Origin of the sequence: Pseudomonas sp. TSRC2-2 (assembly GCF_049897785.1) — a bacterium.
Taxonomy (GTDB): domain Bacteria; phylum Pseudomonadota; class Gammaproteobacteria; order Pseudomonadales; family Pseudomonadaceae; genus Aquipseudomonas.
This window is the reverse complement of sequence record NZ_JAFCWZ010000003.1, coordinates 277,925-292,332: the sequence shown is the minus strand read 5'-3', so window position 1 is coordinate 292,332 and position 14,408 is coordinate 277,925. Positions and strand designations below refer to the sequence as shown.

19 protein-coding genes are annotated in these 14,408 nt (G+C 60.0%); 12 read left to right on the top strand and 7 right to left on the bottom strand.

The window, feature by feature from the left end:
- Positions 1 to 16: 16 nt before the first annotated feature.
- Positions 17 to 451: an NINE protein gene (locus tag ACP7D9_RS07375; protein WP_101161231.1), complete on the bottom strand. Its 435-nt coding sequence runs from the start codon at positions 449 to 451 to the stop codon at positions 17 to 19.
- Between the two features lie 248 nt (positions 452 to 699).
- On the opposite strand from ACP7D9_RS07375, the gene ACP7D9_RS07370 reads away from it, so the two are divergent.
- Positions 700 to 1,317, top strand: coding sequence for a C40 family peptidase (locus ACP7D9_RS07370; RefSeq protein ID WP_101161233.1), 618 nt, complete (start codon positions 700 to 702; stop codon positions 1,315 to 1,317).
- A gap of 94 nt (positions 1,318 to 1,411) precedes the next feature.
- Here the strand turns inward: ACP7D9_RS07370 and ACP7D9_RS07365 are convergent, their stop codons facing one another.
- Complete coding sequence (locus ACP7D9_RS07365; protein WP_016772732.1) at positions 1,412 to 2,446, bottom strand: type IV pilus twitching motility protein PilT; 1,035 nt, start codon at positions 2,444 to 2,446, stop codon at positions 1,412 to 1,414.
- Between the two features lie 56 nt (positions 2,447 to 2,502).
- Between ACP7D9_RS07365 and ACP7D9_RS07360 the strand changes: the two genes are divergently transcribed.
- From ACP7D9_RS07360 to ACP7D9_RS07315, 10 genes are all read left to right on the top strand, one after another.
- Positions 2,503 to 3,189, top strand: coding sequence for a YggS family pyridoxal phosphate-dependent enzyme (locus ACP7D9_RS07360; protein ID WP_426156457.1), 687 nt, complete (start codon positions 2,503 to 2,505; stop codon positions 3,187 to 3,189).
- A gap of 23 nt (positions 3,190 to 3,212) precedes the next feature.
- A complete protein-coding gene (gene proC / locus ACP7D9_RS07355) occupies positions 3,213 to 4,031 on the top strand; it encodes a pyrroline-5-carboxylate reductase (protein WP_426156455.1) in 819 nt (272 codons plus the stop codon).
- A gap of 10 nt (positions 4,032 to 4,041) precedes the next feature.
- Positions 4,042 to 4,632: a YggT family protein gene (locus ACP7D9_RS07350; protein ID WP_039757546.1), complete on the top strand. Its 591-nt coding sequence runs from the start codon at positions 4,042 to 4,044 to the stop codon at positions 4,630 to 4,632.
- Between the two features lie 202 nt (positions 4,633 to 4,834).
- Positions 4,835 to 5,974, top strand: coding sequence for a homoserine O-succinyltransferase MetX (metX, locus tag ACP7D9_RS07345; protein ID WP_426156453.1), 1,140 nt, complete (start codon positions 4,835 to 4,837; stop codon positions 5,972 to 5,974).
- A gap of 7 nt (positions 5,975 to 5,981) precedes the next feature.
- A complete protein-coding gene (gene metW, locus ACP7D9_RS07340; RefSeq protein WP_426156451.1) occupies positions 5,982 to 6,602 on the top strand; it encodes a methionine biosynthesis protein MetW in 621 nt (206 codons plus the stop codon).
- A gap of 26 nt (positions 6,603 to 6,628) precedes the next feature.
- Positions 6,629 to 7,063 carry a DUF4426 domain-containing protein gene (locus ACP7D9_RS07335; RefSeq protein ID WP_312999682.1) on the top strand — a complete coding sequence of 145 codons (435 nt, stop codon included), beginning with the start codon at positions 6,629 to 6,631 and terminating at the stop codon, positions 7,061 to 7,063.
- The gene (gene rdgB / locus ACP7D9_RS07330) at positions 7,060 to 7,656 is read left to right on the top strand and encodes an RdgB/HAM1 family non-canonical purine NTP pyrophosphatase (protein ID WP_101161249.1); all 597 of its coding nucleotides are present in this window, start codon (positions 7,060 to 7,062) and stop codon (positions 7,654 to 7,656) included. The genes ACP7D9_RS07335 and rdgB overlap by 4 nt, the downstream gene beginning before the upstream one ends.
- The gene (gene hemW / locus ACP7D9_RS07325) at positions 7,653 to 8,858 is read left to right on the top strand and encodes a radical SAM family heme chaperone HemW (RefSeq protein ID WP_426156449.1); all 1,206 of its coding nucleotides are present in this window, start codon (positions 7,653 to 7,655) and stop codon (positions 8,856 to 8,858) included. Before rdgB ends, hemW begins: the two co-directional genes overlap by 4 nt.
- Positions 8,859 to 8,885: 27 nt before the next feature.
- The gene (locus ACP7D9_RS07320; RefSeq protein WP_008083808.1) at positions 8,886 to 9,209 is read left to right on the top strand and encodes a DUF3392 domain-containing protein; all 324 of its coding nucleotides are present in this window, start codon (positions 8,886 to 8,888) and stop codon (positions 9,207 to 9,209) included.
- Between the two features lie 71 nt (positions 9,210 to 9,280).
- On the top strand, positions 9,281 to 9,829 hold the full coding sequence (locus ACP7D9_RS07315) for an RNA 2'-phosphotransferase (protein WP_426156446.1): 549 nt from the start codon (positions 9,281 to 9,283) through the stop codon (positions 9,827 to 9,829).
- A gap of 466 nt (positions 9,830 to 10,295) precedes the next feature.
- Here ACP7D9_RS07315 and trmB read toward each other — a convergent pair whose 3' ends face one another.
- From trmB to ACP7D9_RS07295, 4 genes are all read right to left on the bottom strand, one after another.
- The gene (gene trmB / locus ACP7D9_RS07310; protein WP_024014663.1) at positions 10,296 to 11,021 is read right to left on the bottom strand and encodes a tRNA (guanosine(46)-N7)-methyltransferase TrmB; all 726 of its coding nucleotides are present in this window, start codon (positions 11,019 to 11,021) and stop codon (positions 10,296 to 10,298) included.
- A gap of 9 nt (positions 11,022 to 11,030) precedes the next feature.
- Positions 11,031 to 11,825, bottom strand: a complete 795-nt coding sequence (locus ACP7D9_RS07305) for a thiazole synthase (protein WP_101161262.1) — start codon at positions 11,823 to 11,825, stop codon at positions 11,031 to 11,033.
- Between the two features lie 61 nt (positions 11,826 to 11,886).
- Complete coding sequence (gene thiS, locus ACP7D9_RS07300; protein ID WP_178081225.1) at positions 11,887 to 12,087, bottom strand: sulfur carrier protein ThiS; 201 nt, start codon at positions 12,085 to 12,087, stop codon at positions 11,887 to 11,889.
- Positions 12,088 to 12,158: 71 nt separating this feature from the next.
- On the bottom strand, positions 12,159 to 12,539 hold the full coding sequence (locus ACP7D9_RS07295; protein ID WP_101161265.1) for a DUF423 domain-containing protein: 381 nt from the start codon (positions 12,537 to 12,539) through the stop codon (positions 12,159 to 12,161).
- A gap of 74 nt (positions 12,540 to 12,613) precedes the next feature.
- Here ACP7D9_RS07295 and mtgA point away from each other — a divergent pair, with 74 nt between their 5' ends.
- Positions 12,614 to 13,336: a monofunctional biosynthetic peptidoglycan transglycosylase gene (gene mtgA / locus ACP7D9_RS07290; protein WP_101161268.1), complete on the top strand. Its 723-nt coding sequence runs from the start codon at positions 12,614 to 12,616 to the stop codon at positions 13,334 to 13,336.
- Positions 13,337 to 13,486: 150 nt separating this feature from the next.
- On the opposite strand, the gene rpoH is transcribed toward mtgA, so the two are convergent.
- The gene (rpoH, locus tag ACP7D9_RS07285) at positions 13,487 to 14,341 is read right to left on the bottom strand and encodes an RNA polymerase sigma factor RpoH (RefSeq protein ID WP_016772717.1); all 855 of its coding nucleotides are present in this window, start codon (positions 14,339 to 14,341) and stop codon (positions 13,487 to 13,489) included.
- Positions 14,342 to 14,408: the final 67 nt, after the last annotated feature.

The following is a 14,408-nucleotide window of genomic DNA, read 5'->3' as shown; positions in this document are numbered from 1 at the left end:
TTGATCTGGCAATGACTTACTGGAAAGCGCCGCGATTGTGCGCGTTACGCACCGACACCTGATCGTTCAGCGTCCAGAAGTCATACAGCACGCCAATAAAGAACAACCCGCCGGTCAGCAGATACAGCAAGCCGCTGATCCATTTGCCCTGATACATGCGGTGCACGCCGAATACGCCTAGGAAGGTCAGCAGGATCCACGCGACGTTGTACTCGATCGGCCCGGCGGCAAAACGCAGGTCGGCCTCGCGGTCCATCGCCGGGATCAGAAACACGTCGATCAGCCAGCCAATCCCCAGCAAACCGAAGGTGAAGAACCAGATCGTCCCGGTCACCGGCTTACCGTAATAAAAGCGGTGCGCGCCCGTGAATCCGAAGATCCACAACAGGTAGCCGATGACTTTGCTGTGAGTGTCTTTTTCCTTAACGCGGGGGAGCTGATAGCTGTTCATTAAGACCTCATTGCACTCGATAGATAAATATTCTTCATTTCTTTGTGACTTTTTTACAGGTAGCCGACGTATGGCAAATGTTACCGTTGCTAGCGCGAAACCCTTGTAGAACCTGACTTCTGTCGGACAACTGCGTACTTTTTGAGCGTTTTTGGTTCCGCAACCAGCCGATTGAATCGATGAACGGCCCCGGAACGGCAAAAAAAGCTGTTATAAAGTTGCGCGCTATCACTTATGAGCCACGCCTAATGCGACCATTTTTCAAGACATGGCTGACTATTTGCCTATTAATGCCACTGGCCGCCCACGCCACCAATCGTGAGCAACGTCTTCCCAACGTCAACGGCTTCACCCCTAAATCCCATGCTTCGGCTCCTTCGAGCAAAAGCAGCAAGAGCAAGACCACCACGCTGAGCAGCAAGAGCCACAGCAAGCTGGTGCCACCGATGGCGAGCAAGGAAAGCAGCAATGTGCTCAGCCGTGCGGTAAACGTCCTCGGTACACCTTATCGTTGGGGCGGCAGCAGCCCAAGTAAAGGCTTCGATTGCAGCGGTCTGGTGAAATATGCGTTCAACGATGCCACGTTCGACCTGCCACGCACCTCCAACGCCATGGCCAGCGGCCACGGCGAGAAAGTCGAGCGCAAGGATCTGAAGCCGGGCGACCTGATTTTCTTCAACATCAAGAGCCGTCGGGTCAATCACGTTGCCATCTACCTGGGCAACGACCGCTTCATCCACGCCCCGCGCCGGGGCAAATCGGTGAGCATCGACACGCTGAACAAGCCGTACTGGCAAAAGCATTACGTCGTGGCCAAGCGCGTACTGCCGAAAGAACAACAGCAACTGCGTGTAGTCCAGCGCTAAAAGACCAAAAGATCGCAGCCTTCGGCAGCTCCTACAGGGGAATGCATTCCAATTGTAGGAGCTGCCGAAGGCTGCGATCTTTTGCTTCTGGCGGTTAAAAATTATCCGGTGTGCGCGCTTTCTCCCGCGCATGCTCGCGGCTGATCAAGCCTTTGGTCACCAGATCCTTCAGGCACATATCGAGTGTCTGCATGCCCAACGACCCACCGGTCTGAATCGCCGAATACATCTGCGCCACCTTGTCCTCGCGGATCAGGTTACGAATCGCCGACGTCCCCAGCATGATCTCGTGCGCCGCCACCCGCCCACCGCCGATCTTCTTGATCAGCGTCTGCGAGACCACCGCCAGCAGCGACTCCGACAACATCGAGCGCACCATAGACTTCTCATCGCCGGGAAACACGTCGACCACGCGGTCGATGGTCTTCGCCGCCGAGGTCGTGTGCAGCGTGCCGAACACCAGATGCCCGGTCTCGGCGGCGGTCAGCGCCAGGCGGATGGTTTCCAGATCACGCATCTCGCCGACCAGAATCACGTCCGGATCTTCACGCAGCGCCGAACGCAGCGCGGTGGCGAAACTGCGGGTATCGCGATGGACTTCGCGCTGATTGATCAGGCATTTGCGCGATTCGTGAACAAACTCGATGGGATCTTCAATGGTGAGGATGTGGTGATGGCGATGGGTGTTGAGGTAATCGATCATCGCCGCCAGCGTGGTCGATTTGCCGGAGCCGGTGGGCCCGGTGACCAACACCAGCCCGCGCGGCGCGTCGGTGATCTTGCGGAAAACATCGCCCATGGCGAGGTCTTCCATGCTCAGCACCTTCGATGGAATGGTGCGAAATACCGCGCCGGCGCCACGGTTCTGGTTGAACGCGTTGACCCGAAACCGCGCCACACCGGGCACATCGAAGGAAAAATCCGTTTCCAGATTTTTCTCGAATTCGATGCGCTGGGTGTCGTTCATGATGTCGTAAATCAGATCGTGCACTTGCTTGTGATCCAGCGCCGGCAGATTGATCCGTCGCACGTCGCCATCGACACGGATCATCGGTGGCAGGCCGGCCGACAGGTGCAGGTCGGAAGCGCCCTGTTTGGCGCTGAAGGCCAGCAGTTCAGTGATATCCATAGCGTCCCTCAATTCCAGTAGAATGCCGCGAACCTACAGACCGCCGGCGCCTCTTGATGTCCACCATAGCAGACAACATCGCCCTCGTTAGTTCACGCATTCAGGCCGCGACAGCCGCTGCCGGACGCCCTGCAAACAGCGTCCACCTACTCGCCGTGAGCAAGACCAAACCCGCCCAGGCCCTGCGTGAAGCCTATGCCGCCGGCCTGCGCGACTTCGGCGAGAACTACCTCCAGGAGGCCCTCGGCAAACAGCTGGAGTTGGCCGACCTGCCCTTGATCTGGCACTTCATCGGCCCCATTCAATCGAACAAGACTCGCGCGATCGCCGAGCATTTCGACTGGGTGCACTCCGTGGACCGTCTGAAAATCGCACAACGCCTGTCGGAACAACGCCCGGCTACGCTTGGGCCACTGAACATCTGTATTCAGGTGAATGTCAGCGGCGAAGCGAGCAAATCCGGTTGCACTGCGGCCGATCTGCCAGCACTGGCCGATGCCATCAGCGCTCTGCCCCGGCTGAAACTGCGCGGGTTGATGGCGATTCCCGAGCCGACCGAAGAGCGCGCCGAGCAGGATGCCGCTTTTGCTGCCGTACAGCGGTTGCAGGCCAGCCTCGACCTGCCGCTCGACACACTTTCGATGGGCATGAGTCACGACCTCGAGTCGGCGATTGCCCAGGGCGCGACCTGGGTGCGGATCGGTACCGCACTGTTCGGCGCCAGAGATTATTCCCAGTCTTGAACGTTTCCAGATAAGGACCACACATGAGCAACACACGTATTGCGTTTATCGGTGCGGGCAACATGGCGGCCAGTCTGATTGGCGGCCTGCGCGCCAAGGGGCTGGAAGCGGCGCAGATCCGCGCCAGCGATCCGGGCGAAGACACCCGCGCCAGGGTCAGAGCTGAACACGGCATCGAGACCTTTGCTGACAACGCCCAGGCCATCGAAGGCGTCGATGTCATCGTGCTGGCGGTCAAGCCACAGGCGATGAAAGCCGTGTGCGAGGCAATTCGCCCGAGCCTCAAGCCCAATCAACTGGTGGTGTCGATCGCCGCTGGCATCACCTGCGCGAGCATCACCGCGTGGCTTGGCGAGCAGCCGATCGTGCGCTGCATGCCCAACACCCCGGCGCTGCTGCGCCAAGGCGTCAGCGGTTTGTACGCGACCAGCGAAGTCACCGCCGAGCAGCGTCAGCAAGCCGAAGAGCTGCTTTCAGCCGTTGGCATCGCCCTGTGGCTGGAAGAAGAACAGCAACTGGACGCGGTCACCGCAGTGTCCGGCTCCGGCCCGGCGTACTTCTTCCTGCTGATCGAAGCGATGACCGCCGCCGGCGTCAAACTTGGCCTGCCCAAGGAAATCGCCGAGCAACTGACCGTGCAGACCGCCTTGGGCGCCGCGCACATGGCGGTGTCCAGCGATGTTGATGCAGCCGAACTGCGCCGCCGCGTGACCTCGCCAAACGGCACCACGGAAGCTGCGATCAAATCATTCCAGGCTGGCGGCTTCGAAGCGCTGGTTGAAACCGCACTCGGCGCCGCCGCGCACCGCTCGGCCGAAATGGCCGAACAACTGGGCAAATAAGGAGCCTTTCATGATCGGATTGAACACCGCAGCGGTTTACGTGCTGCAAACCCTCGGCAGCCTGTACCTGCTGATCGTACTGCTGCGCTTCGTCCTGCAACTGGTGCGGGCGAACTTCTACAACCCGCTGTGCCAGTTCGTGGTCAAGGCTACCCAACCACTGCTCAAACCGCTGCGCCGGATCATCCCGAGCCTGTTCGGCCTCGATATGTCGTCGCTGGTATTGGCAATCCTGGTGCAGCTGCTGCTGATGGCGCTGACCCTGCTGCTGACCTACGGCACCACCGGCAATCCGCTGCAACTGTTGATCTGGTCGCTGATCGGCGTGACCGCGCTGTTCCTGAAGATCTTCTTCTTCGCCCTGATCATCAGCGTGATCCTCTCGTGGGTCGCACCGGGCAGCCACAATCCGGGCGCTGAGCTGGTCAACCAGATCTGCGAGCCGGCACTGGCCCCGTTCCGTCGTTTTCTGCCGAACCTGGGCGGTCTGGACCTGTCGCCGATCTTCGCCTTCCTCGCGCTGAAATTGATCGACATGCTGGTGATCAACAATCTGGCGGCGATGACGATGATGCCGGAGATTCTGCGTTTGCTGATGTAAGCCTGCGCGTTCGGTCTGACTGACCGAGTCGCCTTTTTCGCGAGCAGGCTCGCTCCCACAGGGGATTGCATTTCTCGGTGGGAGCGAGCCTGCTTGCGAATGGCCGCCACGTTCAAGAGTGAACACACCGGGCCCTATCGTTGCTTGCCGCTAACCCCACCGGTCTTTAGACTTACGCCTCATTTCAACGAGAGCAGGGTCGATGCCAACTGCCTTTCCCCCCGATTCTGTTGGTCTGGTGACACCACAAACCGCGCACTTCAGCGATCCGCTGGCGCTGGCCTGTGGCCGTTCGCTGGCCGCTTATGACCTGATCTACGAAACCTACGGCACGCTGAACGCCCAGGCGAGCAACGCCGTGCTGATCTGCCACGCGCTGTCCGGTCACCACCACGCTGCCGGTTATCACAGCGTCGACGACCGCAAGCCCGGTTGGTGGGACAGCTGCATCGGGCCCGGCAAGCCGATCGACACCAACAAGTTCTTCGTGGTCAGCCTGAACAACCTCGGCGGCTGCAATGGCTCCACCGGCCCGAGCAGCACCAACCCGGAAACCGGCAAGCCGTTCGGCGCCGATTTCCCGGTGCTCACCGTGGAAGACTGGGTGCACAGCCAGGCGCGCCTGGCTGACCTGCTCGGCATCGCCCAGTGGGCGGCAGTGATCGGCGGCAGCCTCGGCGGCATGCAGGCGCTGCAGTGGACCATCACTTACCCGGACCGCGTGCGTCACTGCCTGGCCATCGCCTCGGCACCGAAACTGTCGGCGCAAAACATTGCGTTCAACGAAGTCGCGCGCCAGGCGATCCTCACCGATCCGGAATTCCACGGCGGTTCGTTCCAGGAAGCGGGCGTGATCCCCAAGCGCGGGCTGATGCTGGCGCGCATGGTCGGGCACATCACCTATCTTTCCGACGACTCCATGGGTGAGAAATTCGGCCGTGGTCTGAAGAGCGAAAAGCTCAACTACGACTTCCACAGTGTCGAGTTCCAGGTCGAAAGTTACCTGCGTTATCAGGGCGAAGAGTTCTCCGGACGCTTCGATGCCAACACTTATCTGCTGATGACCAAAGCGTTGGATTACTTCGATCCGGCGGCGAACTTCGACGATGATCTGGCGAAAACCTTCGAAAACGCCACGGCGAAATTCTGCGTGATGTCGTTCACCACCGACTGGCGCTTCTCCCCCGCCCGTTCGCGCGAGCTGGTCGACGCGCTGATGGCCGCGCGCAAGGACGTCAGTTATCTGGAAATCGACGCACCGCAGGGCCACGACGCCTTTCTGATTCCGATCCCGCGTTATTTGCAGGCGTTCGGCAATTACATGAACCGCATTTCGTTGTGAGAAAGCCATGAGAGCTGATCTGGAAATCATCCAGGAATGGATCCCCGCCGGCAGCCGCGTCCTCGACCTCGGTTGCGGTAATGGCGAGCTGCTGAGCTGGCTGCGCGACAACAAGAACGTTACCGGTTATGGCCTGGAAAACGACGCCGACAACATCGCCGAGTGCGTGGCCAAGGGCATCAACGTCATCGAGCAGGATCTGGACAAGGGGCTGGGCAATTTCGCCAGCAACAGTTTCGACATCGTCGTCATGACCCAGGCCCTGCAAGCCGTGCACTACCCGGACAAGATCCTCGACGAGATGCTGCGGGTCGGTCGCCAGTGCATCATTACCTTCCCCAACTTCGGCCACTGGCGCTGCCGCTGGTACCTGGCGAGCAAGGGCCGCATGCCGGTGTCGGAATTCCTGCCGTACACCTGGTACAACACGCCGAACATTCACTTCTGCACCTTCGAGGACTTCGAAGAACTGTGTCGCGAACGTGATGCCAAGGTCATCGATCGGCTTGCCGTGGATCAACAGCACCGCCACGGGTGGGCCAGTAAGCTATGGCCTAATCTGTTAGGTGAAATCGGTATCTACCGCGTCAGCAGCCCGCAGTTGGCGGACCACAAAGTCGCGGTCTGAGCCGAGCCATTTCGAGGAGCACGAACATGAGTCGTTTAGCGTTGTTGTTACTCACCGCCTGCCTGAGCGCCAGCGCCATGGCGGCGGACGTCATCAAAGGTGAGCGCAAGGAAACCTTCGGCGACATCACGGTGCACTACAACACTTTCAACTCGACGTTCCTGCAACCGGACATCGCCAAGGCTGCCGAGCTGATTCGCAGCAAGAACCAGGGCGTAATCAACGTCTCGGTGGTCAAGGACGGCAAACCGGTGATCGCCAGCGTCACCGGCACGATCAAGGACCTGACCAGCAACAGCGTGCCGCTGAAATTCCGCCAGGTCACCGAACAGGGCGCGATCTACTACATCGCCCAGTACCCGGTGCCGCAGCAGGAAACCCGCACCTTTGAAATCAAGGTGCAGAATGGCGACAAGATCAACACCCTCAATTTCAACCAAGAACTCTTTCCCGGCGAATGATGAACATCAAGCAGCTCGTACTGGCCAGCCATAACGCCGGCAAACTCAAAGAACTCCAGGCCATGCTCGGCGACTCGGTGCAACTGCGCTCGATTGGCGAATGGAGCAAGGTCGAGCCGGAAGAGACCGGCCTGTCGTTCGTCGAGAACGCGATTCTCAAGGCTCGCAACGCCGCACGCATTTCCGGGCTGCCGGCACTGGCCGACGATTCCGGGCTGGCGGTGGATTTTCTTGGCGGCGCCCCGGGCATCTACTCGGCGCGTTACGCCGACGGCCAGGGCGACGCGGCGAACAACGCCAAATTGCTTGATGCGCTGAAGGACGTGCCAGAAGCCGAGCGCGGCGCGCAGTTCGTCTGCGTATTGGCACTGGTGCGCCACGCTGACGATCCGTTGCCGATTCTCTGCGAAGGCCTGTGGCATGGGCGCATCCTCACCTCTGCCAGCGGCGAACACGGTTTCGGTTACGACCCGCTGTTCTGGGTGCCTGAGCGCGATTGCTCCAGCGCTGAACTGAGCCCGGCCGACAAGAACCGGATCAGCCACCGCGCCCGTGCAATGGATCTGCTGCGCCAGCGTCTGGGCTTGCAATGACCACTGATTCTTCCGCGTCGTCGCTGATCATCGGCGGCGCCGCGTCCTCGCCTCGGGCACCGCTGCCAACCCTGCCGCCCCTGACGCTGTATATCCACATCCCGTGGTGTGTGCGCAAATGCCCCTATTGCGATTTCAACTCGCACACCGCCAGCCCCGTGCTGCCGGAGCAGGAGTACGTCGACGCATTGCTGGCCGATCTCGATCAGGATCTGCATGCGGTGTATGGCCGAGAGCTGACTTCGATTTTCTTCGGTGGCGGGACGCCGAGCCTGTTCAGCGCCGAAGCCCTCGGGCGCTTGTTGAAGGGTGTCGAGCAACGCATCCCGTTCGCCGACGATATCGAAATCACCCTTGAGGCGAATCCGGGCACCTTCGAGCAAGAGAAGTTTGTCGCTTATCGCAAGCTGGGTATCAATCGGCTGTCGATCGGCATCCAGAGCTTTCAGCAGGAAAAGCTTGAAGCCCTCGGACGCATCCACAACGGTGACGAAGCCGTGCGTGCCGCAGGCATGGCGCGGCAGGCCGGGTTCGATAACTTCAATCTCGACCTGATGCACGGTTTGCCCGATCAGTCGCTGGACGACGCCTTGAGCGACCTGCGTCAGGCCATCGCGCTGAAGCCGACGCACATTTCCTGGTATCAGCTGACGCTGGAGCCGAACACGGTGTTCTGGAACCAGCCGCCGGTGCTGCCGGAGGACGACACGTTGTGGGACATTCAGGAAGCCGGCCAAGCGCTGCTGGCCGAGCACGGTTACGCGCAATACGAAGTGTCGGCGTATGCCCAGGCCGGACGGCCGGCGCGGCACAACCTCAATTACTGGAGTTTCGGTGACTTCATCGGCATCGGCGCCGGCGCCCATGGCAAGTTGAGCCACCCGGACGGGCGCATCGTGCGCACATGGAAAACCCGACTGCCCAAGGATTATCTGAACCCGGCAAAGAGCTTTCAGGCGGGCGAGAAATACCTGAGCAATGACGAAATGCCGTTCGAATTCCTGATGAACGCCCTGCGCCTGACTGCCGGCGTCGAATCGCGCCTGTATCCGGAACGCACCGGCCTGTCGCTGGACACGCTTGCCGAAGGCCGGCGCGAGGCCGAACAAAGCGGCCTGATGCAGGTCGAACCGTCACGTCTGGCGGCCACCGAGCGCGGACAATTGTTCCTCAACGACTTGCTGCAACAATTTCTGAGCTGAGCCCAACGGCGGCCTAAGGATAAACCCATGGATTTGATACTCGACCTGCTCGCCACCGTCTCCCGCTGGAGCCGCAGCAATCTCTCGGAAATCGCTCTGGCGCTGGTCGGTTGCCTGCTGGTGCTGTTCGGCGCTGACTTCAAAGGCTGGGTCGAGCAACGCCTGGGCAGCATCGCCGGCGCCCTGCGCGTGCCCCTGATGGCCCTGCTGTGCCTGATCGGCAGCGGCGCGGCGCTGATTTACGCCACACCGTGGGTGATCAAAGGCTTGAGCCAGTTCAACAACTACAGCCTGGCGCCGGTGCTGTTGGTGGTACTGGTACTGATCGGCGTCGTCGCCGACCGCCGCTAATCTTTCAGCCGCTTGTGATCGTTCCCATGCTCCGCGTGGGGACGATCAGCTTGGCTCATTCAAGGAAGAACATGAGTAAAAAACTGCTGGATGAAACGAGCAAATTTCTCAGCTACGTACTGCGCCACGAACCTCAAAAGATTGGTCTGACGCTGGATTCGCATGGCTGGGCAGATATCAACGCACTGATTAGTGGCGCGGCCCGAGACGGACGTACCCTAGATCGTGTTTTGATTGAAGCTGTGGTGGCGAGTAGCGACAAGAAGCGTTTCTCGATTTCCGCTGACGGCTTGTGCATCCGCGCTGTTCAGGGTCACTCGACGAAAACCGTCGAGCTGCAATTCGAAGAAAAGAACCCGCCGCAATCGCTATATCACGGTACAGCGAAGCGTTTTCTTGAATCGATTAATGAACAAGGTTTGATTCCTGGATCACGCCACCATGTGCATCTCTCTGAAGAACTCGCCACTGCCACTGCCGTAGGGCAACGCTACGGCAGCGTAGTGGTACTCGCAGTCGCGGCGCAGCAGATGCAGGAAGAAGGCTTCAAGTTCTATCAGGCCGAAAACGGCGTGTGGCTGACGGAACTCGTACCTGTGCGTTTCCTGACAACTCTGTAAATCCCGAATACTCAAAACAACTGTAGAGTAAGCCTGCTCGCGATGAAGGTTTGACATTCAACATCCACGCCGGTTGACAGTCCCTCTTCGCGAGCAAGCCCGCTCCCCCAATGGGACTTGGTTCAATGGCTCTTCGATAAGCGGCTCTGCGCCTGAAGGATCGTCTTGAGGCCAACAGAATCCTTGCAGCCCAGCGCTATCGCTTTATCGAAGTCTTCGATATTGCCGATGTCGCGTCGATCGCTGCTGTCTCCACGAGTCAACGCCAGTAGCTTTCAAGATTTGTCTTCCTTAACAAATGGGGGGCGAGAAGCTTACGGCGGGTCACGGCCAAACTTGAGCAAAACCCGAAAACAACTGTGGGAGCGGGCTTGCTCGCGAAAGCGGTAAATCATTCAACATTGATGTTGTCTGACACGACGCATTCGCGAGCAAGCCCGCTCCCACAGTGTTTAGTGCGTGATGTTTAAGCGATCTTTTCGAACTTCAGATCCCACACGCCATGCCCCAGTCGTTCGCCGCGGCGTTCGAACTTGGTGATCGGGCGTTCGGCCGGGCGTGGGACGCATTTGCCGTCTTCGGCAAGGTTGCGGTAGCCGGGGGCGACGTTCATCACTTCCAGCATGTATTCGGCGTACGGCTCCCAGTCGGTGGCCATGTGCAGAATGCCGCCGACCTTGAGCTTGCTGCGCACCAGTTCGGCGAACGAGGCCTGGACGATGCGTCGCTTGTGGTGGCGGCTCTTGTGCCACGGATCCGGGAAAAACAGCATCAGGCGATCGAGGCTGTTGTCGGCGATGCAGCGGTTGAGCACTTCGATCGCGTCGCAATCATAGACCCGCAGGTTGGTCAGACCTTGGGTCAGCACACCATTGAGCAGCGCGCCGACACCCGGACGATGCACTTCAACGCCAATGAAATCCTGCTCCGGAGCGGCAGCGGCCATTTCCAGCAGCGAATGGCCCATGCCGAAACCGATTTCCAGCGAGCGCGGCGCCGAGCGGCCGAACACCTGGTCGTAATCGACCGGCGCATCGGCCAGCGGCAGCACGTACAGCGGCGCGCCCTGGTCCAGGCCGCGTTGCTGGCCTTCGGTCATGCGCCCGGCGCGCATCACGAAACTCTTGATGCGGCGGTGTTGGCGCTCGTCGCCTTCGTCCGGCTGGACAGGCGTGTCGTTCGATTCAGTCATCAATGGCTCTTACTTGATCAGACCATCCAGCGGCGAAGAGGCGCTGGCATAGAGTTTTTTCGGCATGCGGCCGGCGAGGTACGCCAGGCGACCAGCGACGATGGCGTGTTGCATGGCTTGCGCCATCATCACCGGTTGCTGGGCGTGGGCGATGGCCGAGTTCATCAGTACGGCGTCGCAACCCAGCTCCATGGCGATGGTCGCGTCGGAAGCGGTACCGACGCCAGCATCCACCAGCACCGGGATCCTGGCTTCTTCGAGGATGATCTGCAGGTTGTACGGATTGCAGATGCCCAGACCGGAGCCGATCAGACCGGCCAGCGGCATCACGGCGATGCAGCCGATTTCCGCCAGCTGCCGGGCGATGATCGGGTCATCGCTGGTGTAGACCATCACGTCGAAGCCTTCCTTGACCAGCGTTTCGGCGGCCTTGAGGGTTTCGATCACGTTGGGGAACAGGGTCTTCTGATCGGCCAGCACTTCCAGCTTCACCAGGTTGTGGCCGTCGAGCAGCTCACGCGCGAGGCGGCAGGTGCGCACGGCTTCGATGGCGTCGTAGCAACCGGCAGTGTTCGGCAGGAAGGTGTAGCGATCCGGCGACAGCACTTCGAGCAGGTTCGGCTCGCCTTCGATCTGGCCCAGGTTGGTGCGGCGCACGGCGAAGGTGACGATCTCGGCACCCGAGGCTTCGATGGCCTGACGGGTTTCTTGCATGTCGCGGTACTTGCCGGTACCGACCAGCAAACGCGACTGGTAGGTACGACCGGCCAGCACAAAAGGCTTGTCGCTACGAACGATGCTCATAAGGAATCCTCTTGAGAGATGAGGGTCTTGCAGAATTCTGTGCCCTCGCGGGCCGGGGCAATCAACCGCCGCCGATGGCGTGTACCACTTCGACGTTGTCGCCGTCATTAAGCGTGGTATTTGCGTGCTGGCTGCGCGGGACGATGTCCAGATTGAGCTCGACTGCTACCCGGCGTCCGGTCAGTTCCAGGCGGGTAATCAGCGCCGCAACGGTCTCGCCGTCGGGCAGTTCAAAGGGTTCGCCGTTCAATTGAATGCGCATGCACAACGCCGCCATCATTTTTAGGGGCTGGCATTCTAGCCCGATCATGACCTAAAGGTCAGTACCAAGCGTCAAGCGGTCGGCTGCAAGCGCCACGCTGCAAGTCCCAGACATACCCAGCCAGCGAGAAAGGCCAGGCCACCGAACGGCGTGATGATGCCGAGCTTGCTGACACCCGTCATGGTCAACAGGTACAAGCTGCCGGAAAACAACAGGATACCCACCGAGAACGACACGCCAGCCCAGGCGACCAGTCGGCCCTGCACCTGCGTGGCCAGCAGTGCTACACCGAACAGTGCCAAGGCGTGTACCAATTGATAGGTGACACCTGTATGAAAAATCGCCAGATAGTCGGCGGTCAGTCGGTTTTTCAGACCGTGGGCGGCGAACGCGCCTAACGCAACACCGGTGAAACCGAAAAAAGCGGCCAGCATCAAAAAGCCACGCAGCATGGGGAACTCCAGTCAGACGCCGTCGGCAGGGTCTGTATAATGGCCCGCTCCACGGGTTCGGCCAAGCCATCTCTATGCTGCGTTCAATTTTCCGTCGTCTCATTAAGGCTCTGCTCTGGTTCGCCGGTGGCAGTGTCTTGCTGGTGCTGCTGTTTCGCTTCGTGCCACCGCCGGGCACGGCGTTGATGGTCGAGCGCAAGGTTGAATCGTGGGTCGACGGCGAGCCGATCGACCTGCAGCGCACCTGGAAGCCGTGGGACGAGATCTCCGACGATCTGAAGGTGGCGGTGATTGCCGGCGAGGATCAGAAATTTCCCGAACATTGGGGCTTCGATCTGCGCGCCATCCAGGCCGCGCTGGCTCACAACGAACTGGGCGGCTCGATTCGCGGCGCTAGCACCCTGAGCCAGCAGGTGTCGAAAAACCTGTTTCTGTGGTCGGGCCGTAGTTATCTGCGCAAAGGCCTGGAAGCGTGGTTTACCGCGTTGATCGAGGTGTTCTGGCCCAAACAGCGGATTCTCGAGGTTTACCTGAACAGCGTCGAATGGGATGACGGCGTGTTTGGAGCCGAAGCGGCGGCTCGTCATCACTTTGGCGTGAGCGCAAAATCGTTGTCGCGCCAGCAGGCGAGCTATCTGGCCGCCGTCCTGCCCAATCCTCGGGTGTGGAGCGCGAGCCGGCCGACCGGTTATGTATCGCGCCGGGCCGGGTGGATTCGGCAGCAGATGAGTCAGCTGGGCGGAGACAGTTATTTGCTGGGGCTGAACGACTCGCGGCGGGCACCTTGGGCTGAATGAGTCCAAAGCAAAGATCGCAGCCTTCGCCAGCTCCCGCATGGGATTGCGGTTCACCTGTAGGCGCTGCCGAAGGCTGCGATCTTTTGATTTTCCAAATGAAAACGCCCCGATCATCGCTGATCGGGGCGTTTTTTATTGCCTGCTCGCCAGTTACGCGGCGATCGACAACTTGAGCTTGTTCATCGCGCTCTTCTCAAGCTGACGGATTCGCTCGGCCGACACGTTGTACTTCTGCGCCAGGTCGTGCAGCGTGGCTTTCTCTTCCGCCAGCCAGCGCTGGTAGAGAATGTCACGGCTGCGCTCGTCGAGCACTTCCAGTGCTTCGTGCAGATTGGTGTTCGAGTTATCGCTCCAGTCGGCATCTTCGAGTTGACGCGCCGGGTCGTACCGGTGGTCTTCCAGGTAGTTGGCCGGCGACTGGAAAGCACTGTCGTCGTCGGCTTCGGCGGCCGGATCGAAGGCCATGTCATGACCGGTCAGGCGACTTTCCATCTCGCGCACTTCCCGCGGCTCGACGCCGAGGCTTTCCGCCACACGGTGGACTTCCTCGTTGTTCAGCCACGCCAGACGTTTCTTCTGGCTGCGCAGGTTGAAGAACAGCTTGCGCTGGGCCTTGGTGGTCGCGACTTTCACAATGCGCCAGTTGCGCAGGATGAACTCGTGAATTTCCGCCTTGATCCAGTGCACGGCGAACGACACCAGACGCACACCCATTTCCGGGTTGAAGCGCTTGACGGCCTTCATCAGGCCGACGTTACCTTCCTGGATCAGGTCAGCCTGAGCCAGACCGTAGCCGGAATAGCTACGGGCAATGTGTACGACAAAACGCAGGTGGGCGAGCACCATCTGCCGAGCCGCCCCCAAATCCTGCTCATAGTAGAGACTCTCGGCCAGTTCACGCTCCTGCTCCGGCGTCAGCAATGGAATGCTGTTGACGGTGTGCACGTAGGCTTCCAGGTTCGCACCCGGAACCAGCGCATACGCAGGTTGCAAAGAATTGGTCATACGAAAAAACCTCCCACTTACATACTCGTGCCTCTCGGCACTGCGAAAAATTGACCGGGAACTCAGG